Genomic DNA, 21989 nt, shown 5'->3' on the forward strand with positions numbered 1-21989 from the left:
CTCGCCGGGCGGCTGGCTGCGGCGCGGCGGGTGTGCCGCTGGCGGACGCTTCGCAAGACCTTGGCTGCGCCTGCAAACCAATGGTCGTATGATTCCAGGTTACGTCCCAAGTCTTATATAAAACCCGGAACCCGATTCCGAGAATTCCCGGAAGGAGCAGTCCCAATGTCAGACCTGATCACGGTGGAAGTCACCGACGGCATCCAGATCATCACGATCAACCGCCCCGAAGCCAAGAACGCCATCAACCTGGAAACCGCGCAGGCCATGGCCGCCGCGCTGGACCAGCTGGACAGCCGCGACGATATCCGTATCGGCATCCTGACCGGTGGCGGCGGCACGTTCTCGTCGGGCATGGACTTGAAGGCGTTTGCCAAATCCGGGCAGCGTCCCTACGTGGAAGGCCGGGGTTTCGCCGGCCTGAACGAACGCCCGCCCAAAAAGCCGCTGATCGCCGCCGTGGAAGGCTATGCGCTGGCTGGTGGCTGCGAAATGGCGCTGGCTTCCGACCTGATCGTGGCCGCCAATAACGCCAAGTTCGGCCTGCCCGAAGTCAAGCGCGGCTTGGTGGCCGGCGCCGGCGGCATGCTGCGTTTGCCGCGCCGCCTGCCGTACCACATCGCCATGGAAGTGATTCTGACGGGCGAAATGCTGACCGCCGAACGCGCCTACTCGTTTGGCCTGGTCAACCGCCTGACCGAGCCGGGCGGCGCACTGGCCGGCGCGCTGGAACTGGCGCGCGCCATTGTCGAAAACGGCCCGCTGGCCGTGCAGACCGCCAAGAGCATCGTGTCGCAATCGGGTGACTGGGAGCAGGAAGGCATGTTCGACCGCCAGCGCCCGCTGATCGCCCACATTTTCTCGTCCGCCGACGCTAAGGAAGGCGCAACCGCCTTCGCCGAAAAGCGCAAGCCGGTCTGGCAAGGTAAGTGATGTGTATACCCCGCCGCCTTGGTGCGGCCTAAGGCAAAAATATTTCTTCTCCACTGCGGTTGGCCGGTAGTGCCAGCCGCGTTTTCATGTTTTCCATCTAGACCCGCAAATCGCCATGTCCGTCATCATTAAAGAAGAAGACTTCATCCAGTCGATAGCCGATGGCATTCAGTTCATCAGCTATTACCACCCCGTGGATTACATCCGCCACCTGGCGCGCGCTTACGAGCGCGAGGAAAGCCCGGCCGCGCGTGACGCGATGGCGCAGATCCTGACCAACTCCCGCATGTGCGCCGAAGGCAAGCGTCCGCTGTGCCAGGACACCGGCATCGTCAACGTCTTCCTGAAGATCGGCATGAGCGTGCGCTTTGACACCAAGCGCACCCTGCAAGAGCTGTGTGACGAAGGCGTGCGCCGCGGCTACCTGAACCCGGACAATCCGCTGCGCGCCTCGGTGCTGGACGACCCGCTGTTCGCGCGCAAGAACACGCGCGACAACACGCCCTGTATCCTGCACGTCGAGCTGGTCCAGGGTGACAAGGTCGACGTGCAAATCGCTTCCAAGGGCGGCGGTTCGGAAAACAAGTCCAAGTTCGCCATGCTGAACCCCAGCGATTCGCTGGTGGACTGGGTGCTGAAGACCGTCCCGACGATGGGCGCCGGCTGGTGCCCCCCGGGCATGCTCGGCATTGGCGTCGGCGGCACCGCTGAAAAAGCGATGCTGATGGCCAAGCAGTCGTTGATGGAAGACATCGACATGTACGAACTGCTGGCCCGCGGCCCGCAGAACAAGCTGGAAGAGCTGCGCATCGAGCTCTACGAAAAGGTCAACGCGCTGGGTATTGGCGCGCAGGGCCTGGGCGGCCTGACGACCGTGCTGGACGTCAAGATCAGCACCTTCCCGACGCACGCGGCCTCCAAGCCTGTTGCCATGATCCCGAACTGCGCCGCCACGCGTCACGCCCACTTCGAGCTGGACGGCACGGGCCCGGCGCGCCTGGACCCGCCGTCGCTGTCCGAATGGCCGGAAGTGCACTGGGCGCCCGACTACAACAAGTCCAAGCAGGTGGACCTGAACACGCTGACGAAGGAAGAAGTCGCCAGCTGGAAACCGGGCGAGACCCTGCTGCTGTCGGGCAAGATGCTGACGGGCCGCGACGCCGCGCACAAGCGCATTCAGGACATGCTCGCCAAGGGCGAGCCGCTGCCGGTGGACTTCACCAACCGCGTGATCTATTACGTGGGTCCGGTGGACCCGGTGGGCGACGAAGTGGTCGGCCCCGCAGGCCCCACCACCGCCACGCGCATGGACAAGTTCACCGACATGATGCTGGAGAAGACCGGCCTTATCTCCATGATCGGCAAGTCGGAACGCGGCCCTGTGGCCATCGAAGCCATCAAGAAGCACGGCTCGGCCTACCTGATGGCCGTGGGCGGTGCGGCGTACCTGGTGTCCAAGGCCATCCGTGGCGCCAAGGTGCTGGGCTTTGCCGACCTGGGCATGGAGGCCATCTATGAGTTCGACGTGAAGGACATGCCGGTGACCGTGGCGGTTGACGCCCAAGGCACCTCGGTCCACACGACGGGCCCCAAGGAATGGCAAGCCAAGATCGGGAAGATTCCGGTCGCGGTGGCCTAAGCCCCCCGCACAGACCCGCCTGCACAGACCCGTCTGCACAGAAAAACGGCCGCTGACTTCTCAGCGGCCGTTTTTTTGGGATGGCGATATCGACAACGCGTCAGCTATCGCCCAAGGTCTGGGTCTTGAATGTGGCAATGGCGTCGGCCGATTTTCCCAGCACATCCCGCAGCACTTCTTCCGTATGTTCGCCCAGCAGTGGCGGCGCGCGCCGGTACACCACCGGCGACCCCGAAAACCGCAACGGGCTGGCCGTGACGGGCGCGGTGCCGCCTGACGGATGCGGCAGATCGCGGCGCAGCTGCCGTGCTTCTGACTGCGGATGCGCAAACGCCTGGGCGATGTTGTTGATCGGGCCGCAAGGCACGCCCACCGCTTCCAGCTTGGCGATCCAGTCGTCGCGCCGGCCTTCCCGCATGATGGCGGTGAGCAGGCCTATCAACACCTCGCGGTTCGTCACACGCAGCCGGTTGGTGCAAAAGCGCGGGTCGTCGCCGAGCTCTGGCGCGCCGATGGCGCGGCAATACGCGCGGTACTGCGATTCGTTGCCCGTCGCCACAATCAGGTGGCCGTCGCTGGCGGCGAACACCTGGTACGGCACCACGTTCTGATGCGCGTTGCCCGCCCGCGTGGGCGCCACGCCCGAGTTGAAGTAGTTCGAGTTCTGGTTCGCCAGCAGCGCCACATGGCAGTCCAGCAAGGCGATGTCCAGATGCTGGCCCAGCCCGCTGCGATGCCGCTCTTGCAGCGCGGCCAGGATGGCGACGGTGGCGTACATGCCGGTGACGATATCGGTCACCGCCACGCCCGCCTTCTGTGGGCCGCCGCCGGGAAGATCATCGCGTTCGCCGGTAATGCTCATCAGCCCGCCCATGCCCTGGATCATGAAGTCGTACCCGGGGCGTTGCGCGAAGGGTCCGTCTTGTCCGAAGCCGGTGACCGAGCAATAAATCAAGCGCGGATTGATGGCTTTCAGGCTGTCGTAGTCCAGCCCGTACTTGGCCAGCCCGCCTACCTTGAAGTTCTCAACCAGGATGTCGCTGACGGCCGCCAGTTCGCGGATCAGCGCCGCACCTTCGGGCGTGGCCATGTCGGCTTCCACCGAACGTTTGTTGCGGTTGGCGCTAAGGTAGTAGGCGGATTCGCTCGTGTCCTGGCCGTCGCCGTCCTTCAAGTAAGGCGGCCCCCACGCGCGCGTGTCGTCTCCCACGCGCGGGCGTTCGATCTTGATGACGTCGGCGCCCAGGTCGGCCAGGTTTTGCGTGCACCAGGGGCCGGCCAGGATGCGTGACAAATCCAGCACGCGGATGCCATCGAGCGCGGGCGGCCGCGTCATGATTGCACCGTCGCGGTGCCGTGGCTCATGACCACGATGTCGCGCTCGCGCGCCCGCGCCCGAAAGCGGATCTGCCCATCCGGCATGCGCCAGATATCGCATTGCAGCGTCTCGCCGGGGTACACCGGCGCCGAGAAGCGCGTGTTCAAACTGGTCAAGCGCGATGCGTCGTAATCGCAGCAGCTTTTCACGATGGCGTGCGCCGCCACGCCATACGAACACAGCCCATGCAGGATAGGCCGGGGATAACCCGCTTGCTTCGCAACATCGGGGTCGGCATGCAGCGGATTGCGGTCGGCGTTCAAGCGGTAGAGCAGCGCCGCGCTGGGCGGAATGCGCAACTCGCAACGTAGATCCGGCGCGCTATCCGGCGCTGCGGGCAAGGGGTCGGGGCTGGCGTCGCCTTGCCCGAAACCGCCGTCGCCCCGGCAGAAGGTGCTTTGCTGCAAGGTGGCCAGATGCGTGCCGTCTTCGCCATGCAGCGTGCGCTCGGTGATGACGATGGCGCCTTTGTCCGCGCCCTTGTCGATCACATGCGTGTTACGGCTGCGGCCGGTGACCATGCCGGATGCCGGCAGCGGCGCATGCACCGTCAGCCGCTGCTCGCCATGCACCACCTTCACCCAGTCGATGCCCGCGCGCGGCTCGCGCACCCAGAAGCCCGGGTAGCCCAGCACCACGCTCATCGTGGGAAAGGCCTGCAAGTCCTTTTCGTAGACGTAGCGCAACTGGCTGGCGTCTTCCGGGTCTTGCCCCAAGCCGATGCCCAGCGCGTACAGCATGGTGTCTTTCTGCTCGTAGCGCTGACGGACGTCGTCAAAGCGCCAATTCTTCACGGTTGCGTAATCCAGCGGCATGGCGGTCTCAGATGGGGTCCCAGTCGATGACGTCAGGCGAACGCTCCAGCGCATAGAAGTGTTTGCGCATGGCGGGCACGGCAATCTCGGCAATACGTTCCGGCGTCCAGCCTTCGCTGTTGTGCACCGTGCGCAGCGGCCGCGGCTGGCTCATCAGCATGATTTCGTTGGCGCGCACGGCGAAGATCTGCGCGGTGATTTCGCTGGCCGCGTCGCTGGCCAGATACACCGCCATCGGCGCGACCTTGCCCGCTTCCATCTTCTTCAGTTTTTCGACGCGCGCTTTTTCTTCGTCGGTTTCGGCGGGGATGGAACTCGTCATGCGGCTCCACGCAAAGGGGGCGATGCAGTTCGAGCGCACGTGGTAGCGCGCCATGTCGAGCGCGATGGATTTTGACAGCGCCACGATGCCCAGTTTTGCGGCGGCGTAGTTCGCCTGGCCGAAGTTGCCGATCAGGCCGGACGTGGACGTCATGTGCACGAAGGCGCCCGATTCCTGCTCGCGGAAATAGGGCGCGGCCGCGCGGCTCATGTAGAACGAGCCGTTCAGATGCACGTCAATCACCTGACGCCATTCCTCTTCGCTCATCTTGTGGAAAACCCGGTCGCGCAAATTTCCCGCGTTGTTGATCACCGCGTCAATGCGGCCGAATGCGTCGATCGCGGTTTGCACCACGCGGCTGGCGCTGTCGTACGCCGCCACGCTGTCGGTGTTGGCCACGGCCTGGCCACCCGCCGAAATAATCTCTTTCACAACCGCTTGCGCAGGCCCTTCGGCGCCGCCTTCACCGGTGAGCGACACGCCGATATCGTTCACGACCACCTTGGCGCCCGCCTGCGCCATCGCCAGCGCAATGCTGCGCCCGATGCCGCCGCCCGCACCCGTGACGACCACCACCTTTCCGGAAACCATGCCGCTCATTGAATCGACTCCTTTGCTGCGGCGCGTGCGCCGTGTGTGGAAAACAGTTCCGCATCAACCGGTCTGGTTCACGGGAAAACACCATGGTAGATTCGACCCGGCATTCGAAGAATTCAAAATTAGAAATGCCCCCCTTCTGCGTGGTGGAACATGAGACATGATTTGACGGACCTGCGTTTGTTTCTGAACGTGGGCGAAACACTCAATCTGACCCGGGCGGCGGAACGCACGTTCCTGTCCTTGCCGGCGGCAAGCGCCCGGGTCAAGCACATGGAAGAAGCCTTCAAGGCGCGCCTGCTGGTGCGGCTGGCCACAGGCGTGGCGCTGACGCCCGCGGGCGAAGTGCTGCTCAAGCACGCCAACGCCGTCTTCCGGCAACTGGAATGCCTGAACGCCGATCTGCAACCCTATGCCAGCGGCTTGAAGGGACGCCTGCGATTGCTGGCCAACACCACCGCCACGAACTCGTTCCTGGCCGATGCGCTGTCCACGTTTCTGGCGGAAAACCCTGATGTGGACGTCGAACTCGAAGAAAAAATTTCGGGCGACATCGTCATTGCCATCCGCGCGGGCGCGGGCGACCTTGGCCTGGTGGCGGGCAACATTGACGTCGAAGGGCTGGACGTCACGCCGCTGTTTCGCGACGAGCTCACCGTGGTGACGGCGCTGGACCATCCGCTTGCTGCATCGCAATCCGCGCACTTCGCAGACTTGATCGACGCCTACCAGTTCGTGGGCATCCATCCCGACAGCGCCATCCAGACCTTCCTGGAAGACATCGCCAGCGGTTTAGGCAAGCGCATCTGCCAGCGCGTGCACGTCGGCAGCTTCGAAGCGGTGTGCCGTATGGTTGAAGCGGGCGCGGGCATTGCGGTGGTGCCGCGAGCCTGCGCCGCCCGCTACAGCCGCCCCAACGCTTTGCATGTGCTGAAACTGGACGACCCCTGGGCCTTGCGTGACCGTCTGCTGTGCCGGCAACGCGGCCGCGACCTGCCAAGTTTTGCCGAGTGCTTCATCGAACACGTGCAGCGCGCGGCGCGTGGCCAGTAGCGTTCGGACTTAGTCCTATTTTGTTGTCGTCCTTTTGGCGTGCGCCGGATGTCGTATCGGCGCATCGCCATAGGGAAAGTTCTGTTCGGTCAGCGAACCCAGGTGCGCGGCGAAAGAGGGGCTTTTGAAAATATGTAGCGGTGAATCCCGGCGCTCGGAAAATAATAAAAAAGAGTTAGCAAACACAGGCTAGCCAATAAGCGCGGCGGGCAGCAGTTCTGAACGCTTGACCGTGAACAAGACCAAGACTCAGGAGACTGCTGTGACCGATCTTCAACGCCGCCGCGTCGTCGCGGGGCTGGGCGCTGCGTGCGCCGCCGCTGCTTTGCCTGTGCTGTTCCCCAAGGCCGCCCGCGCCGCCACCTGGCCGGGCCATGCCGTCACGTTCATCGTTCCGTTTCCTGCAGGCGGCCCGGTGGACACCACCGCGCGCTTCACCACGCAACCGCTGGGCCAGCTGTGGTCGGTGCCTACCGTGGTGGATAACAAGTCGGGCGCGGGCGGCATCGTGGGTGCGCAGTTTGCGGCCAAGGCCGAACCCGACGGCTACAGCTTTTTCTTCGCGTCGATTCATCACGCGGTGCTGCCCAGCTTGCGCACCAATCTGACGTACGACATCACCACCGACTTCGTGCCGGTGGGCATGGCGGCGGTGTTTCCCATCGTGCTGGTGGTGAATGCGTCACTGCCCGTGAACTCGGTGAGCGAACTGATCGCCTACGCCAAGCAGAACCCGGGCAAGCTGTCGTTCAGCTCGTCAGGCACGGGCGGCGGCACGCACCTGGCGGGCGAACTCTTCAACGCCATGGCGGGCATACGCATTCAGCACGTGCCGTATCGCGGCAGCGCGCCCGCCATGCAGGACTTGCTGGGCGGACAGGTGCAAGTGATGTTCGCAGATGGCCCGTCTGCCGTGCCGCACTTGAAGGGCGGCAAGGTGCGCGCGCTGGGCGTGGGCAACCCCACGCGCTCCAGCATGCTGCCCGATGTGCCCACTATCGCCGAGGCTGGCTTGCCGGGCTACGAAGCGTATTCGTGGAGCGGCGTGATGGCGCCTAAAGGCACCCCGCCCGATATCGTGAAGCGCATGAACGCCGACATGGTGAAGGTGCTGTCGGACTCCGCCACCGCCAAAGGCATGATCGCAGCAGGCGCTGAGCCGAAGCCGGGCACGCCCGAGCAGTTCGGCGAATTCGTGCGCGATGAAATCGTGAAGTGGCGCGACCTGATCAAGACGGCGAACATCAAGCTGGAGTAGGGGCGAGAGGGGGGTGAAGTCCCCCTCACCGCAAGGCGGTTATCAAGCCGCCATCAGCGCCTTACGCGCGTTTCGATATTCCAATTCCAACTGATCCACCAGCGTCGCAATCGGCAAGATCTCTTGCGCCGAGCCCACGCCCTGGCCGGCGCTCCACACGTCCTTCCAGGCTTTCGGCCGCGAGTTCTTGTCCATGTTGGCGGGCGGTGCTTCGCCGTGCTTGGCCAACACGGCGGGGTCGAGTCCGGCGGCCTGGATGCTGGCCGACAGATAGTTCGCGGGCACGCCCGAGAAGTACGGCGTGTAGGTGACATCGGCCGCTTGCGCTTGCAGCACCATTTCGCGGTACGCCTCGCCCGCCAGCGATTCCTGCGTGGCGATGAAGCGGGTGCCCATGTAGGCGAAGTCGCAGCCCAGCACTTGGGCGGCCAGGATGTCTTTGCCGTGGCTGATGCAGCCCGACAGCGCAAGCGGGCCGTCGTAGAACGCGCGGATTTCATTGACGAGCGCAATCGGATTGATCTGGCCCGCATGGCCGCCCGCACCGGCCGCCACCAGAATCAGGCCGTCTACCCCGGCTTCCAGCGCGCGCTTGGCGTGCCGCACATTCGTGACGTCGTGATAGACCAGCCCGCCATACGGATGCACCGCGCGCACCACCGCTTCGGGGGCGTGCAGCGACGTGATGATGAGCGGCACGCGCCGTTGCGCGCAGATGGCCAAGTCGCCCTGCCAGCGCGGGTTGCTGGGATGGATGATCAGGTTCACGCCATACGGCGCAATCTTGGCCGACGGATCGGCGCGCCGGCGGGCGGCCAGCCCGTCTTCGATGCGGGTGATCCAGTCTTGCAGCTGCTCTTGCGGGCGGGCATTCAGCGAAGGAAAGGTGCCGATGATCCCCGCTGCGCATTGCGCCACGACCAGCTCTGGCCCGGAGACCAAAAACATGGGGGCGCCGATGATGGGCAGGCGGGTCTGGGCGTGTAGCGCAAGCGGAGGATGCATCAGAGGGCTCCGGTAAGGGTCAGTTGGCCTGGATGTTGGCGCTTTGGATTACGTCAGACCATAGGGCGTATTCGCGGTCGATGCGGGATTGCAGCGCCTGGGAATCGCCCGTGTTGATGGTGTAGCCGCCTTCGGTCATGGCTTGCCGGAAGGCGGGGTCTTTGGACACGTCGGCAAGCGCGCGCGTGAGCCGTGCGGAGACGGCGTCGGGCAGCTTTTTCGGCCCGACCAGCGCGTACCAGCCGACTACTTCGTAGTCTTTCATGCCGGCTTCCATCATCGTTGGCACGTCGGGCAGTTCCGGGTTGCGGGTCTTGGACGTGACGGCCAGCGCGCGCGCCTTGCCGCTTTTGATGAAGGGGATGGCGGTGCTGGTGATGTCGAACATGAACGTCACCTTGCCGCTGATCACGTCCATCATCGCGGGCGAGTTGCCGCGGTACGGCACGTGCAGCATGGAAGCGTCGGCCTGCTTCTTCAGCAGTTCGGCCGACAGGTGGTTGGACGCACCGATGCCGGCGGAGCCGAACGACACGGCATCGGGATGCGAGCGCGCGTAGTTGACGAGCTCGCCCACATTCTTGGCGGGAATCTGCGGGCCAATGAGCAGCACGTTGGCGTAGTCGACGACCAGCCCGATCAATGAAAAATCACGGCGCGGATCGAACAGCGTGCTGCGTTGAACCAGCGGCGACATCGTCAACGTGGGGCTGGCGGCAAAGCCCAGCATGTAGCCGTCGGGCGTGGCCTTGGCCGTGGCGTCCGAGGCGATCATGCCGCTTGCGCCCGCGCGGTTTTCCACCACGACGGGCTGGCCGAGCTTGTCGCCCAGATACTTGGCGAACACGCGCGCCGTGGTGTCCACGGGGCCGCCGGGGGCGTAGCCCACCAGCAGGCGGATGGGGCGTTCGGGGTAAGCGTCCGCGCTGGCGGGGGCCGCAAGCGAGCATGCCGCCACGGCGGCGGCCGTGGCGAATAGGGTCTTGATGTTCACGCTGTTGTCTCCTTGGGGGTGGGGGCAGGTCGTGGAGCGGAACAGCGAGTCCGCGCCTACGCCAGCCTTTCTTTCAACGGCTGCTTCAGGATCTTGCCGCTGACGGTCGTGGGAATCGTGTCGATGGGGATGATGCGAGCGGGGCGCTTGTACGGCGCCAGCTGCGCGCGCAGATGCAAGCCCAGCAGGTTGGTGTCGATCGTGGCGCCGGGCAGCGGCTCGACGAACGCGATGACCTCTTCATTCTGGTCGGCGGTGTTGCGCCCCACCACGGCAGACAGCCGCACGCCCGGGTAGGCGTTGATGACCGACTCGACTTCGATGGGATACACGTTGAAGCCCGAGCGGATGATCAAGTCCTTGGTGCGGCCCGCGATGAACAACGCGCCGCTGTCATCGACATAACCGATATCGCCGGTGTTGAGCCAGCCGCCGGGCAGCAGCGCGTCGGCGGTTTGTTCGGGGTTGCGGTAATAGCCCAGCATGACGCCGGGCCCGCGGATCAGGATGTCGCCGCGTTCGCCGGGCGTGGGCGCGCCCGCGTCGGGGCTGCCGATGCGCAGCTCGACGCCTTCCACCGCATAGCCTGCTGCGCAGTCGTCACGCGGCGCGTCGATGTGGGTGATGAACATCGACCCCGCGTATTCGGTGATGCCGTAACCGTGATGCATAGGCACGCCAAAGTAGCGTTCGGCGTCGCGCTTGAGCGTCGGGTCAAGCGCCGCGCCACCTGTGTACACATAGCGCAGGGCCGGGGCGCGCAGTTCCGCGCGGGGCGGGGCCACGGCCATCATGCGGCTGAACATGGTGGGCACGCCTTGCAGGATGCTGACGCCGGGATGCGCCAATGCTTTGAAGGCGTCGTCGGCATCGAAGCGGCTGCGCAGCACCAGGCTGGCGCCCGCATGCACGGTGGCCATCAACACGGTGGCGATGCCGAAGATGTGCGACATGGGCAACGCCGCGTACCCGATATCGTGCGGCGTCAGGCGGCGCGATGCCGCCGACACGCGCGCAAAATGCAGCAGGCCGCGATGCGGCACCAGCACGCCCTTGGGCGCGCCCGTGGTGCCGGACGTGTAGATGACGGTGGCGACTTCCGCCGCGAGCGCGCCGGTTTCCGCTAGCGTGGGCGTGCTGGCGCGCGCGGCTTGTACGCCAGGCCCCCAGACGGCTGCGTCCGCGTCCACTGCGTCAGCGGCCGTGGCATGATCGGCCGCCGCCGCCGAGATGCCGGTGGTGTAGAGCAACAGCTCGGGCTGCGCATGCTGGCGGATGTTGTCGACCTCGCGGGCGGACAAGCGGGCGTTCACGCCCACTGGCCACGCACCCACGACGCCGCATCCGAACAGCGCCGCCACCATCGCCGCGCAGTTTTCCCCCACCATCAGCACACGATGGCCGGGCTGCACGCCTTGATCGCGCAACCAGCCCGCCACGGCTTGAACGCGCTGCCACAACTGCGCGTAAGTCAGCGTGCCGCCGCCTTCTTCGTACAGGCAGATGGCGTCGGGCTGTTGACGCGCCTGCTGCGCCAGCAGTTGATGGATACGGGTGATGGGTTCTGCGTGAGACATCGGAGTCGCCGGTTAAATCAAAGCGTGGCTTGGGTGCCGAGGATGGCGGTGGATTGGCTGGACAGCGTGCCGCCGTTGCCGTGCACCAGCGCCAGCTGGGCGTTGGCAACCTGGCGCGCGCCGCCTTCACCGCGCAGCTGCCTGACGGCTTCGATCATGATGAAGACGCCGTACATGCCGGGATGCACGCAGCACAAGCCGCCGCCGTTGGTGTTGACGGGCAGCCTGCCGCCCGGGGCGATGGCGCCGTCGGCAATGAAGTCTTTGCTTTCGCCTTTCGCGCAAAAGCCCAGGTCTTCCAGAAACAGCAGTGTGTTGATGGTGAAGGCGTCGTAGAGCTCGATCACGTCGATGTCTTTGGGCGTTACCCCCGCCATGGCGAAGGCGCGCTTGCCGGATTCCGCGGCGGCGGTCACGGTCAGGTCTTCCATGGAAGAGATCTGCCGGTTCCAGACGGCGGTGGCGTTGCCCAGCACGTAGACGGGCGGACGCGGCAGGTCGCGCGCGCGGTCGGCGCGCACCAGCACGTAGGCGCCCGCGCCATCGGTGACCAGGCAGCAATCGCGCACGCTCAAGGGGTCGGACACCATGCGCGCGGACAGGATCTGATCCATCGTGGCGGGTTCGCGCAGTTGCGCCTCGGGGTTCAGCTGCGCCCACTGGTTGGCCGCCAGCGCCACCTGCGCCAGATGCTCGCGGCGCGTGCCGTACTGGTGCATGTGGCGCGCGGCCGCCAGGGCATAAGACGACAACGGGCTCAGCGGGTCGTAGGGCGTTTCGTAAGGTTGCGGGTCGAACTGCTTGCGGACGCGGCCGATTTCGGCGCGGCTCAGCGTGGACGTGCGCTGCGTGCTGCCATAGCAGACCAGCACCGCGTTGCACTGGCCGGAGGCCAGCGCATGCAGCGCCGGCATCAGGTGCGCGACGAAGCTGGAGCCGCCCAGCATGGTGCTGTCGATGAAAGTGGGGCGGATGCCCAGATGTTCGATGACCGGCATCGCCCACATCGGCGCCGCCACGCTGGCGGTGCAGATTCCGTCGATGTCGCGCATCGTCAGCCCGGCGTCGGCCACGGCGCGCTGCGCCGCCTGCACCAGGATTTCCATTTCGGTGTAGCCCGTGGCTTGCCCTAAGCCGGCGTGGCCCACACCGGCCACGGCGACGGCGCCGCGTAGATCATTAAGCGTCATGCCGCCTCCTTGTTGGGTACAAAGACCACCAGGCCGTGGCCATCCTGTTGCGCGACCTGGGCGCGCACCGCCATGCCGATGTGCACGTCGCCGGGCGCAACCCCTTCCACGCGGCTCATCAGCCGCACGCCTTCTTGCAGGTCGATCAACGCCACGTTGTAGTCGCCGCCGGCTTCGGGCTTGCGCCGCACGACGGTGGTGGAATAAACGGTGCCGCGTCCGTCGGGCGTGGCCCAATCGAGTTTGTCTGCGCCGCAATGCGGGCAGATCATGCGGGGGTAGAACACGGCGCGGTCGCAGCCGGTGCAGTGCTGGATAAGAAAGCGGCCTTGATCAAGCGCCTGGCGGTACTGCGCCTCGACGCCTTGCAACCCGCTTTCCTGGGGATCGGAAACAGTCATGGTGGGAGGGGATTCCAGTGGATGACGCTTGCTAGTGTCGGCACAGCCGCCGCGTTCGGCCATTCTTCATTGCTGAAGCAGGCCTTTTGCGCGCCTGTAGTGGCGGCGCCCTACATCCTGCGCGAAGCCGGTCTTCGGAAGAGGCAGATTGTCCGGCGGCACCGGCCATGGCTAGATACCGGGCAAAGGAGGTAGACCATGAACCTGACCTGGACGCCCGAAGAGCGCCAATTCCGCGACGAGGTGCGCGCGTTCGCCGTCTCGAAGCTGCCGGACGATATTCGCGACAAGGTGCTGCGGCATCAGCGGCTGGAGCGCAACGACTATGTGCGCTGGCACAACATCCTGGCGGATCAGGGTTGGGGCGCGCCCAACTGGCCGGTCGAACATGGCGGCACCGGCTGGAATGCCTTGCAGCGGCTGATCTTCGAAGTGGAATGCTTCAAGGCCGGCGCGCCGCGCCTGTTGCCGTTTGGCTTGTCGATGATCGGCCCGGTGCTGATGAAGTACGGCAGCGCCGAACAGCAGGCCCGCCTGTTGCCGCGCATGCTACGCGTGGAAGACTGGTGGTGCCAGGGCTATTCCGAGCCGGGTTCGGGCTCTGATCTGGCGTCGCTGAAAACGCGGGCCGTGCGCGAGGGCGATGACTACATCGTCAACGGCCAGAAAACCTGGACCACGCTGGCGCAGTACGCCGATTGGATGTTCTGCCTGGTCCGCACCGACCCCGACGCGCGGGCGCAGCGCGGCATCTCGATGCTGTTGCTGGACATGCGTTCGCCGGGCGTGACGGTGCGCCCCATCCGCACGCTGGACGGCGGCCACGATGTGAACGAGGTCTGGCTGGAAAACGTGCGGGTGCCGGTGTCGAACCTGGTGGGCGAAGAGAACCAGGGCTGGACGTACGCCAAGTATCTGCTGGGCCACGAGCGCACGGGCATCGCCGGCTTGGGCCATTGCCATCGCGAGCTGGGCATCTTGAAGCACATGGCCGCGCGCGCGCGTTCGCACGGCAAGCCGCTGCTGGCCGACCCCCGTATCCGCGACCGCATCTCGCGTATCGAAGTGGACATCATGGCGCTGGAAATGCTGCTGTTGCGCGTGGCCTCCAGCAATGACGGCACGCCGGGGCCGGAAGCGTCGGTGCTGAAGATACGCGGCTCCGAGATCCAGCAGGACCTGGCCATGCTGCAAATGGAAGTGGCGGGGCCGGATGCCTGGCCTTACGACCCCGACTGGCTGATGGCGGATAACGACAGCCACGGTCCCGGGCCGGAGATGGCCGCTGCTGCCGGCGCGGGTTACGCCGATATGCGCAAGACCTCGATCTACGGCGGCACGACCGAAGTGCAGAAGGGCATCATCGCCCGCCTGGTGCTGGGCCTGTAGGCCGGCCCCGCGCAACCCGACAGGAAGAGACGCATGGATTTCATCTATACCGAAGAACAGCGCATGCTGGCCGATAGCCTGCGCCGCCTGGTGGACCAGGCATGGACCTATCCCCAGCGCCGCGCGCGTCAGGCGGCTGGCCGCCTCGACCCCAAGGCCTGGGGCGCGCTGGCGGAACTTGGCGTGCTGGGCCTGACAATTTCGCAGGATTTTGGCGGCTTTGGCGAAGTGCCGGCCAGCCTGCTGCCGGTGCATGTGGAGCTGGGGCGCGGGCTGGTATCCGAGCCGGTCATCCCCAGCGCTGTGATGGGCGCAGCCTTGCTGGATGCTTGCGATGCCGCGGTGCGCACGCGCTGGTTGCCCGGGATTGCGTCGGGCGAGTCCATCGTCAGCGTGGCGTATCAGGAACCCGGCCGGCGCTACGACACCGGCCCGCAAGATTGCCGCGCCGCCAAAACCGCGGAGGGCTGGCGCGTGGACGGCGTCAAACATCTGGTGTGGCATGGCGCCGCCGCCACGGCGTGGCTGGTCAGCGCGCTGGGCGCAGACGGCCAGACGCTGCTGCTGGCGGTGCCAGCAGACTCGGCAGGTGTACGCGTCACCGACACGCCCACGCTGGATGGCGCGCGCTGTGCGCGGCTGGATCTGGACGCGGTGGGCTTGCCGGCGGATGCCTTGCTGGCCGAAGGGCCGGCTGCCGATCAGGCGCTGGCGCAGGCGTTGCAATGGGGTACGGCGGCATTGTGCGCCCATGCGGCGGGCGCGATGGACCGGCTGTTGGAAATCACCGTCGACTATCTCAAAACGCGCAAGCAGTTCGGCCAGCCGCTGGCGACGTTCCAGGCGTTGCAGCATCGTTTGGCCGAGATGCTGGTGGCGAAGGAACTGGCCTTGTCCATGGCCTATGTGGCGGTGGCGGCGTTGACCGAGCCGGACGCGGCCGAGCGCCGCCGCATGATTGCATCGGCCAAGCTGGAAGCGGCGCGCGCGGGGCGTCTTGTGGCGCAGATGGCGGTGCAGCTGCATGGCGGCATGGGCATGACGGACGAGCTGGACGTGGGCGACTACTTCAAGCGGCTGACAGTGATCGACCAACTGTTGGGCGACACCGCTGAACAGCTGGCGGTGCTTGAGCAACTGGCGGTTGAAAAGGAATCCGCCGCTGAAAAGGAACAGGCATGAGCGCACAAGCTTCCCGCGCGGCAACGGCTGGCGGCAACGCCGGCAATAACGGCGGCTACACCCAGATTCAATTCACGCTGGACCGGGGCGTGGGCGTCATCACGCTGAATCGGCCGGAGCGGCTGAACAGCTTCACCGAAGTCATGCACGCCGAGCTGGCGCGCGCGTTGGACGTCATGGAAGCCGATGCGGGCCTGCGCGGCCTGGTCATCACCGGCGCGGGCCGTGGCTTTTGCGCCGGCCAGGATTTAAGCGAACGCAAGCCCGCCGAAGATGGTTCGCGGCGCGATCTGAGCCAGATTCTTGAGGCGTGCTATCGGCCGCTGATCACGCGGCTGCGCGCGTTGCCGGTGCCGGTGGTGTGCGTGATGAATGGCGTCGCGGCGGGCGCGGGCGCGAGTCTGGTGCTGGCGTGCGACGTGGTCTTCGCCGTGCAGTCCGCGCGCTTTATTCAGGCCTTCAGCAAGATCGGCTTGTTGCCGGATGCGGGCGGCACGTGGTTTTTGCCGCGTCTGGTGGGGTCGGCCCGCGCGATGGGGGCGGCGCTGTTTGGCGAAGCGGTGAGCGCCACGCAAGCGGAATCCTGGGGCCTGATCTGGCGCGTGGTGCCTGATGATGCGCTTGCCGCCACGCTGTCTGAGGTGACGGCAACGCTGGCCGCGGGGCCAACGCGGGCCTACGCCGCAACGAAAGCCGCGCTGCATGCGTCCAGCGGCAACACGCTGGCGCAGCAGTTCGACATGGAATGCCGTTTGCAGCGCGAGCTGGGCTACACCGACGATTACCTGGAGGGCATGCGCGCGTTCGCCGAAAAACGGCGGCCGTCATTCAGCGGGACGTGAGCCATCACGGCGCGTGCGGCACCTGGATCTGTTCGATGAGTTCGCGCGCGCAGCCGGGCAGGGCGTCAATGTCGCGCACCAGCAGTTTGCGTTCGCGTACTACCCAGGGTTCATCCAGTTCCACCACTCGCAACTTGGTGTCGGCGCCGTAACGGCGGGCGGCGGAATCCGGAATGACGCCAACGCCTACGCCCGCCTGCACCATCCGGCAGATGGAATCGAAGCTGTAGAGCTGGATGCGTTGCGGCAGACGCTGGCCGTTGCGTTCGAGCTGGTCGCGCAGGAAGGCGACCAGAGTCGAACCTTCGTGCATGGTGATGAACGGGTAGCGCACCGCGTCGATCAGCTTGACCTTGCCTTGGTCTTGCAACGGGTGGCCGTTGGGCACGACCAGCACCAGGCGGTCGGTGCTGAAGTGGATGGCTTGCAACTCGGGGGCGTCCACCGGCCCCGCCACGATGCCCAGGTCGGTGGTGCCATCCAGCACGCCACGCACGATGTCGCGCGTCAGGCGTTCCTGCAAGTCCACCGTCACGCCCGGGTGGCCCGCCAGGAATTGCGCCAGGATGTCCGGCATGAATTCGGTCACGGCCGTGGTGTTGGCGAAGATCCGGATATGCCCGGCGTCGCCATCTGATTGCTCCTGGAAGTCATGTTTCAGGTGGTCGACCTGACGCATGATCACGCGGGCGTGCTGCAACAGTTTCTGGCCGGCGGGCGTGATTTCCACGCCGCGGCTGTCGCGGTACAGCAGTCGGGAATTGAGCTGGTTCTCCAGCGCCTTGATCCGTACGCTGACCGCGGCCAGGGACAGATGCGCCCGCTTGGCCGCCTGGGTCAGGCTGGGGGATTCGGCGATGTGGATGAACAGGCGAAGGTCGGCAAGGTCGAAGTGCATGGGGCGTAGTTTACGGCGCGCGGCGCCGGGACTGGGCGCGGGCTGTCGATTCAGGCGCCGCAAACCCCGCCTTGAGGAAAAACGAATTCACAACGGGGACGGCTTGCGGGCATGCTTCACCCTTGAGTAACCCCACCAAAGGATATGGCATGACTTCTACAGATCCGGCAGCCTGGATCGGCAGCGGCGAACGCAAAGCGGACGCCATGGACCCCGGCCATGCCGCGCGTATCGCCGCCACCCTGGGCGGGGCGGCGCCCGCGCAGGGAGAAGCCTTGCCGCCGCTGTGGCAATGGGCATTTTTCATCAGCACGGTGGGCATGGATGGCTTGGGGACAGATGGACACCCCTCGCGCGGCGGTTTCCTGCCGCCCGCCCAGGACCGCAACCGCATGTGGGCGGGCGGCCGGGTTGAGTTTCTTCAGCCGCTGAAGGTGGGGGTGCCGGCCGAGCGCGTGTCCACCGTTGCCGACGTCAAGGAAAAGACGGGCCGCACGGGCGCCTTGCTGTTTGTCACGGTGCGCCACGAATACCACCAGGCGGGCGAAATCGTCATCCAGGAAGAGCAGGACATCGTGTACCGCCAGCCGTCGCCGCCCAAACTCGTCGGCAGCGAACCGGCTCCCGAGGCGCAATGGCGCGACACCGTCAACCCGTCTTCCACCCTGCTGTTCCGTTATTCCGCGGTGACCTTCAACGGCCATCGCATCCATTACGACCACCCCTACGTGACCGGCACCGAGGGCTATCCCGGCCTGGTGGTGCATGGCCCGCTGATCGCGACCGAAATGGTGGCCGCCTTTACGCGCGCCCACCCCAAGGCGCGCCTGACGCATCTGGCCTACCGCGGCCTGCGCCCGCTGATTTCGCCCACGCCCTTCCAGGTGGCCGGCCGCTTGACCGAGCCGGGCCTGGCCCAGCTGTGGGCCGAGCAGGACGGCACGCTGGCCCACCAAGCTGAATTGAGGTTTACCGAATGAGCACACAGGCATCCCGCCCCTTGGACGGTATTACCGTCGTCAGCCTGGAACACGCCATCGCCGCGCCGTTTTGCACCCGCCAGCTGGCGGACATGGGCGCCCGCGTCATCAAGATCGAACGCCCTGGCAGCGGCGATTTCGCACGCGGCTATGACGAGCGCGTGCGCGGCTTGTCGTCGCATTTCGTCTGGACCAACCGGTCCAAGGAAAGCCTGACGCTTGACCTGAAGCGCGACGAGGCCGGCGGCATCATGGACCGGCTGCTGGAATCGGCCGACGTGCTGGTGCAGAACCTGGCGCCGGGCGCAGCGGCCCGGCTGGGCCTGTCGTTTGACGCCCTGCACAAGAAATACCCGCGCCTGATCGTGTGTGATATCTCGGGCTACGGCGAAGGCGGCCCGTATCAGGATAAGAAAGCCTATGACCTGCTGATCCAGAGCGAAAGCGGCTTTCTGTCGGTCACCGGCACGCAGGACGACCCGGTCAAGGCCGGGTGTTCCATCGCCGATATCGCGGCGGGCATGTACGCGTATTCGGCCATTCTGAACGCGCTGCTGCTGCGCCAGAAAACCGGGCTGGGCAGCCGGCTGGACGTGTCCATGCTGGAAAGCATGGTCGAGTGGATGGGCTTTCCCATGTACTACGCGTTCGAAGGCGCCAAGCCGCCCGTGCGCGCCGGCGCGGCGCACGCCTCCATCTACCCCTACGGCCCGTTCCCGGTGGGCGACGGCTCCACCATCATGCTGGGCTTGCAGAACGAACGCGAATGGCGTGTGTTCTGCGCCCAGGTGCTGCGCCAGGCCTCGCTTGCCGAAGACCCGCGCTTTATCTCGAACTCGCAGCGCACCGCCAACCGCGATGCCTTGCGCGACCTGATCGTGGCGGCGTTTGCCGACTTGTCCATCGACCAGGTCACGCAACGGCTGGAAGATGCGCAGATCGCCAACGCCCGCGTCAACGACATGGCAGGCGTCTGGGCGCACCCGCAGTTGCAGGCGCGCGCCCGCTGGAGCCAGGTGGATAGCCCCGCCGGCGTACTGCCCGCGCTGCTGCCGCCCGCCAGCAGCAACGCCTTTACGCCGCGCATGGCCGCCGTGCCTGCCGTGGGCCAAAACACGGATGCGGTGCTAGCATCGCTGGGATACGCGCCAGAACAAGTGGCGCAGTTCCATGATTCGGAGGTCGTGTGACCCATCCCGTCGTTCGTAGCGCCCTGTTCGTGCCGGCCTCGCGCGCCGAGCGCATTCCCAAAGCGCTGGCCGCTGGCGCCGACACCGTCATCGTCGATCTCGAAGACGCTGTCGAACATCTGGCCAAGGCGTCCGCCCGGGAATCGCTGTGCGACTTCCTGGGGACGCATCGCGACGCCCGCTTGTGGGTACGCATCAACGACGCATCAACCTCCTGGCACGACGACGACCTGAAAGCGTGCCGTGGCCGGCCCGGCGTGGCCGGCATTCTGCTGCCCAAGGCCGAAAGCCTGGCCCAGGTGCGGCATGTGGCGCAGACCGGTCTGCCGGTGATTCCCATCATAGAAACTGCGCGCGGCCTGCTCAACGCCGCCGAGGTCGCATCCACGCCCGGCGTGGCGCGGCTGGCGTTCGGCAGCCTGGACTACGGGCTGGACATGGGCCTGACGCCCGACACGCCCGGGGCCGACACGGTGCTGGACCATGCGCGTGTGCAGGTCTTGCTGCATAGCCGTTCGGCGGGTCTTGCGCCCGCGCTGGACGGCGTGTTTCCCGGCGTGCAAGACGTAGCCGGGCTGGCGCAGGCGGCCGGCCGCGCCCAGCAGATGGGGTTTGGCGGCATGCTGTGCATCCACCCGGCGCAGGTGCCGGTGATCCACGCGGCCTTCGTGCCCGCGCGGGAAGAACTCGACTGGGCGCGCCGCGTCGTTGCCGCGCATCGCGAGACGGCGGCCGGCACCTTCATGCTGGACGGCAAGATGGTCGATGCGCCCGTCATCGCGCGCGCCCGATTGGTGCTGGCCCAAGCGGGCGAGCAGGCCCCCGCATGAGCGACGCGCTGTTTATCGGGCATACCTATATCGACGTGACCGTGCTGGCCGACACCTGGCCCACCGGCGACGAAAAAAGCGTGGCGCGTGACTACGCCGTGTCTTTTGGCGGCAACGCCGTCACGGCGGCGTTTGCGTGCGGCCAGTTGGGGTCGCCGCCCGATCTGATCTGCTCCTTGGCGCCCGACTGGCTGGGGCATATGTACTCCGACATGGCGGCGGCGCACGGCGTGACGCTGCACGCACGGCATGTGCGCAGGTCTTCGCTGTCGTTCATCATGCCCAACCACGGCAAGCGCGCGATTGTCCGCGCGCGCGATGTGGATTACCTGAATGACTTTCCCCGGCTGGATATCAGCGGGTATCGCGTCCTGCATCTGGATGGCCACCAGCCCGACGCCGCGCTGCACTACGCGCGCGCCTGCCGGCAGGCGGGGGTGCTGACGTCACTGGATGGCGGCGGCGTGCGCGAGAACACCGACGAGCTGCTGCGCTACATCGACGTCGCCGTCTGCGCCGAACGCATGTGCGAACAGCTGGACCTCACGCCCGAAGGCTTGCTGGATCTGCTCAAGGCCCGCGGCTGCCGCATCGGCGCCGTCACGATGGGCGAGCGCGGCATGCTGTGGTACGACGAAACGGGGCAGGTGGATATCCTGCCGTCGCTGGACGTGCCGGGTCATCGCATTGTGGATACGTCGGGGGCGGGTGATGTATTCCACGGCGCGTATGTGTGGTCGTACCTGAACCGCCCGGATCAGCCCTGGGTGGAACACTTCACCTTCGCGCGCGCGGCATCGGCGCACAAGATTCAGCATCTGGGCAATGAAGCCGGATTGCCGAAAGTGGAAGATGTGGAGCGGGCGATGATGGCGTTCGCGCCGAAGGGGTAAGGGCGGTGGTGTGATGGGCCGCGCGCCAAGGCGCGGGAAGGCGTGCAATGGCGTGCAATGGCGTGCAAAGGCGAGCAAAGGCGCGCAAAGGCTGGTTCAGGCGGCGCTGCGAGCCAGCGCCGGCCCGCATCCCTCAATCCGCAATTCGCTCGATCGGCTGATCTTTGATCTCTGCAATCCACGTTGAAACCGGCCGTCCCATGACGCTGATTTCCGGCACCAGATCGCTTAGCGGCAGCAGCACAAACGCCCGTTGATGCATGCGCGGATGCGGCAGGATCAGGCGCTCGTGATCCATCGGCCTATCCCCGTACAGCAATAGATCCAGGTCCAGCGTGCGCGGCGCGTTCTTATAAGGACGCTGCCGGCCATGCTGGTTTTCCAGCGCTTGCAGCGCGTCCAGCAAGGCCAACGGCGGCAAATGCGTATCCAGCGCCGCCACGGCGTTGACGAAGTCGGGGCCGGTGGCCTCGACCGGCGCGCTGCGGTAGAACGGCGATGCTGTCACGGCGGCGATGCCGTCCGTGGCTTGCAGTTCGCTCAGCACATGGCGCAGCGTGGCCGCGCCGTCACCCAGGTTGGCGCCCAGGCCGATATACGCGCGGACCATGGCAGACGACACG

The 21989-nt window shown here is 65.9% G+C and carries 21 protein-coding genes; 11 read left to right on the forward strand and 10 right to left on the reverse strand.

The genetic code is table 11. The features are described from left to right. The first annotated feature begins 165 nt into the window (after positions 1-165). Positions 166-933: a crotonase/enoyl-CoA hydratase family protein gene (locus ACFZAI_RS07710; protein ID WP_054420566.1), complete on the forward strand. Its 768-nt coding sequence runs from the start codon at positions 166-168 to the stop codon at positions 931-933. 115 nt (positions 934-1048) lie between these two features. Then, positions 1049-2572 (forward strand): fumarate hydratase, encoded by a 1524-nt coding sequence (locus ACFZAI_RS07715; protein ID WP_054420567.1) that lies wholly within the window; start codon positions 1049-1051, stop codon positions 2570-2572. Positions 2573-2672: 100 nt separating this feature from the next. On the opposite strand, the gene ACFZAI_RS07720 is transcribed toward ACFZAI_RS07715, so the two are convergent. The 3 genes from ACFZAI_RS07720 to ACFZAI_RS07730 are packed head-to-tail and all read right to left on the reverse strand — an operon-like array spanning position 2673 to position 5687. After that, complete coding sequence (locus ACFZAI_RS07720) at positions 2673-3908, reverse strand: CaiB/BaiF CoA transferase family protein (protein WP_391566382.1); 1236 nt, start codon at positions 3906-3908, stop codon at positions 2673-2675. Continuing rightward, complete coding sequence (locus ACFZAI_RS07725) at positions 3905-4765, reverse strand: MaoC/PaaZ C-terminal domain-containing protein (protein ID WP_391566383.1); 861 nt, start codon at positions 4763-4765, stop codon at positions 3905-3907. The genes ACFZAI_RS07720 and ACFZAI_RS07725 overlap by 4 nt, the downstream gene beginning before the upstream one ends. Positions 4766-4772: 7 nt before the next feature. After that, positions 4773-5687, reverse strand: a complete 915-nt coding sequence (locus tag ACFZAI_RS07730) for an SDR family NAD(P)-dependent oxidoreductase (protein WP_054420570.1) — start codon at positions 5685-5687, stop codon at positions 4773-4775. 150 nt (positions 5688-5837) lie between these two features. On the opposite strand from ACFZAI_RS07730, the gene ACFZAI_RS07735 reads away from it, so the two are divergent. Further along, positions 5838-6737: a LysR family transcriptional regulator gene (locus ACFZAI_RS07735; RefSeq protein WP_391566384.1), complete on the forward strand. Its 900-nt coding sequence runs from the start codon at positions 5838-5840 to the stop codon at positions 6735-6737. A 262-nt stretch (positions 6738-6999) separates the two neighbouring features. Next, positions 7000-7995, forward strand: coding sequence for a Bug family tripartite tricarboxylate transporter substrate binding protein (locus ACFZAI_RS07740; RefSeq protein ID WP_391566385.1), 996 nt, complete (start codon positions 7000-7002; stop codon positions 7993-7995). A gap of 42 nt (positions 7996-8037) precedes the next feature. Here ACFZAI_RS07740 and ACFZAI_RS07745 read toward each other — a convergent pair whose 3' ends face one another. From ACFZAI_RS07745 to ACFZAI_RS07765, 5 genes are read right to left on the reverse strand one after another with little or no spacing between them, the layout of a single operon-like run. Beyond that, a complete protein-coding gene (locus ACFZAI_RS07745; RefSeq protein WP_391566386.1) occupies positions 8038-9000 on the reverse strand; it encodes an NAD(P)H-dependent flavin oxidoreductase in 963 nt (320 codons plus the stop codon). Positions 9001-9019: 19 nt separating this feature from the next. Continuing rightward, on the reverse strand, positions 9020-9994 hold the full coding sequence (locus ACFZAI_RS07750; protein ID WP_391566387.1) for a Bug family tripartite tricarboxylate transporter substrate binding protein: 975 nt from the start codon (positions 9992-9994) through the stop codon (positions 9020-9022). Between the two features lie 56 nt (positions 9995-10050). Next, a complete protein-coding gene (locus ACFZAI_RS07755) occupies positions 10051-11571 on the reverse strand; it encodes a class I adenylate-forming enzyme family protein (protein WP_391566388.1) in 1521 nt (506 codons plus the stop codon). A gap of 17 nt (positions 11572-11588) precedes the next feature. After that, a complete protein-coding gene (locus tag ACFZAI_RS07760; protein WP_391566389.1) occupies positions 11589-12761 on the reverse strand; it encodes a thiolase in 1173 nt (390 codons plus the stop codon). After that, positions 12758-13162 (reverse strand): Zn-ribbon domain-containing OB-fold protein, encoded by a 405-nt coding sequence (locus tag ACFZAI_RS07765; RefSeq protein ID WP_391566390.1) that lies wholly within the window; start codon positions 13160-13162, stop codon positions 12758-12760. The genes ACFZAI_RS07760 and ACFZAI_RS07765 overlap by 4 nt, the downstream gene beginning before the upstream one ends. Before the next feature lie 198 nt (positions 13163-13360). Between ACFZAI_RS07765 and ACFZAI_RS07770 the strand changes: the two genes are divergently transcribed. The 3 genes from ACFZAI_RS07770 to paaG are packed head-to-tail and all read left to right on the forward strand — an operon-like array spanning position 13361 to position 16575. Then, positions 13361-14551, forward strand: a complete 1191-nt coding sequence (locus ACFZAI_RS07770) for an acyl-CoA dehydrogenase family protein (RefSeq protein ID WP_391566391.1) — start codon at positions 13361-13363, stop codon at positions 14549-14551. Between the two features lie 33 nt (positions 14552-14584). Beyond that, complete coding sequence (locus ACFZAI_RS07775) at positions 14585-15733, forward strand: acyl-CoA dehydrogenase family protein (protein WP_391566392.1); 1149 nt, start codon at positions 14585-14587, stop codon at positions 15731-15733. Beyond that, positions 15730-16575: a 2-(1,2-epoxy-1,2-dihydrophenyl)acetyl-CoA isomerase PaaG gene (gene paaG, locus ACFZAI_RS07780; protein WP_391566393.1), complete on the forward strand. Its 846-nt coding sequence runs from the start codon at positions 15730-15732 to the stop codon at positions 16573-16575. The genes ACFZAI_RS07775 and paaG overlap by 4 nt, the downstream gene beginning before the upstream one ends. A 4-nt stretch (positions 16576-16579) precedes the next feature. Here the strand turns inward: paaG and ACFZAI_RS07785 are convergent, their stop codons facing one another. Then, positions 16580-17473: a LysR substrate-binding domain-containing protein gene (locus ACFZAI_RS07785; protein WP_391566394.1), complete on the reverse strand. Its 894-nt coding sequence runs from the start codon at positions 17471-17473 to the stop codon at positions 16580-16582. A gap of 149 nt (positions 17474-17622) precedes the next feature. On the opposite strand from ACFZAI_RS07785, the gene ACFZAI_RS07790 reads away from it, so the two are divergent. From ACFZAI_RS07790 to ACFZAI_RS07805, 4 genes are read left to right on the forward strand one after another with little or no spacing between them, the layout of a single operon-like run. Further along, positions 17623-18453 carry a MaoC family dehydratase N-terminal domain-containing protein gene (locus tag ACFZAI_RS07790; protein ID WP_391566395.1) on the forward strand — a complete coding sequence of 277 codons (831 nt, stop codon included), beginning with the start codon at positions 17623-17625 and terminating at the stop codon, positions 18451-18453. After that, the gene (locus ACFZAI_RS07795; protein WP_391566396.1) at positions 18450-19643 is read left to right on the forward strand and encodes a CaiB/BaiF CoA transferase family protein; all 1194 of its coding nucleotides are present in this window, start codon (positions 18450-18452) and stop codon (positions 19641-19643) included. Before ACFZAI_RS07790 ends, ACFZAI_RS07795 begins: the two co-directional genes overlap by 4 nt. Next, complete coding sequence (locus tag ACFZAI_RS07800; protein WP_391566397.1) at positions 19640-20473, forward strand: HpcH/HpaI aldolase/citrate lyase family protein; 834 nt, start codon at positions 19640-19642, stop codon at positions 20471-20473. Before ACFZAI_RS07795 ends, ACFZAI_RS07800 begins: the two co-directional genes overlap by 4 nt. After that, on the forward strand, positions 20470-21366 hold the full coding sequence (locus ACFZAI_RS07805; protein WP_391566398.1) for a sugar kinase: 897 nt from the start codon (positions 20470-20472) through the stop codon (positions 21364-21366). The genes ACFZAI_RS07800 and ACFZAI_RS07805 overlap by 4 nt, the downstream gene beginning before the upstream one ends. 133 nt (positions 21367-21499) lie before the next feature. Here the strand turns inward: ACFZAI_RS07805 and ACFZAI_RS07810 are convergent, their stop codons facing one another. Then, complete coding sequence (locus tag ACFZAI_RS07810; protein ID WP_391567090.1) at positions 21500-21976, reverse strand: 2-amino-4-hydroxy-6-hydroxymethyldihydropteridine diphosphokinase; 477 nt, start codon at positions 21974-21976, stop codon at positions 21500-21502. Positions 21977-21989 lie beyond the last annotated feature (13 nt).

Origin of the sequence: Achromobacter sp. NPDC008082, assembly GCF_042957345.1 — a bacterium.
In the GTDB taxonomy this organism is placed as follows: domain Bacteria; phylum Pseudomonadota; class Gammaproteobacteria; order Burkholderiales; family Burkholderiaceae_B; genus Achromobacter; species Achromobacter kerstersii_A.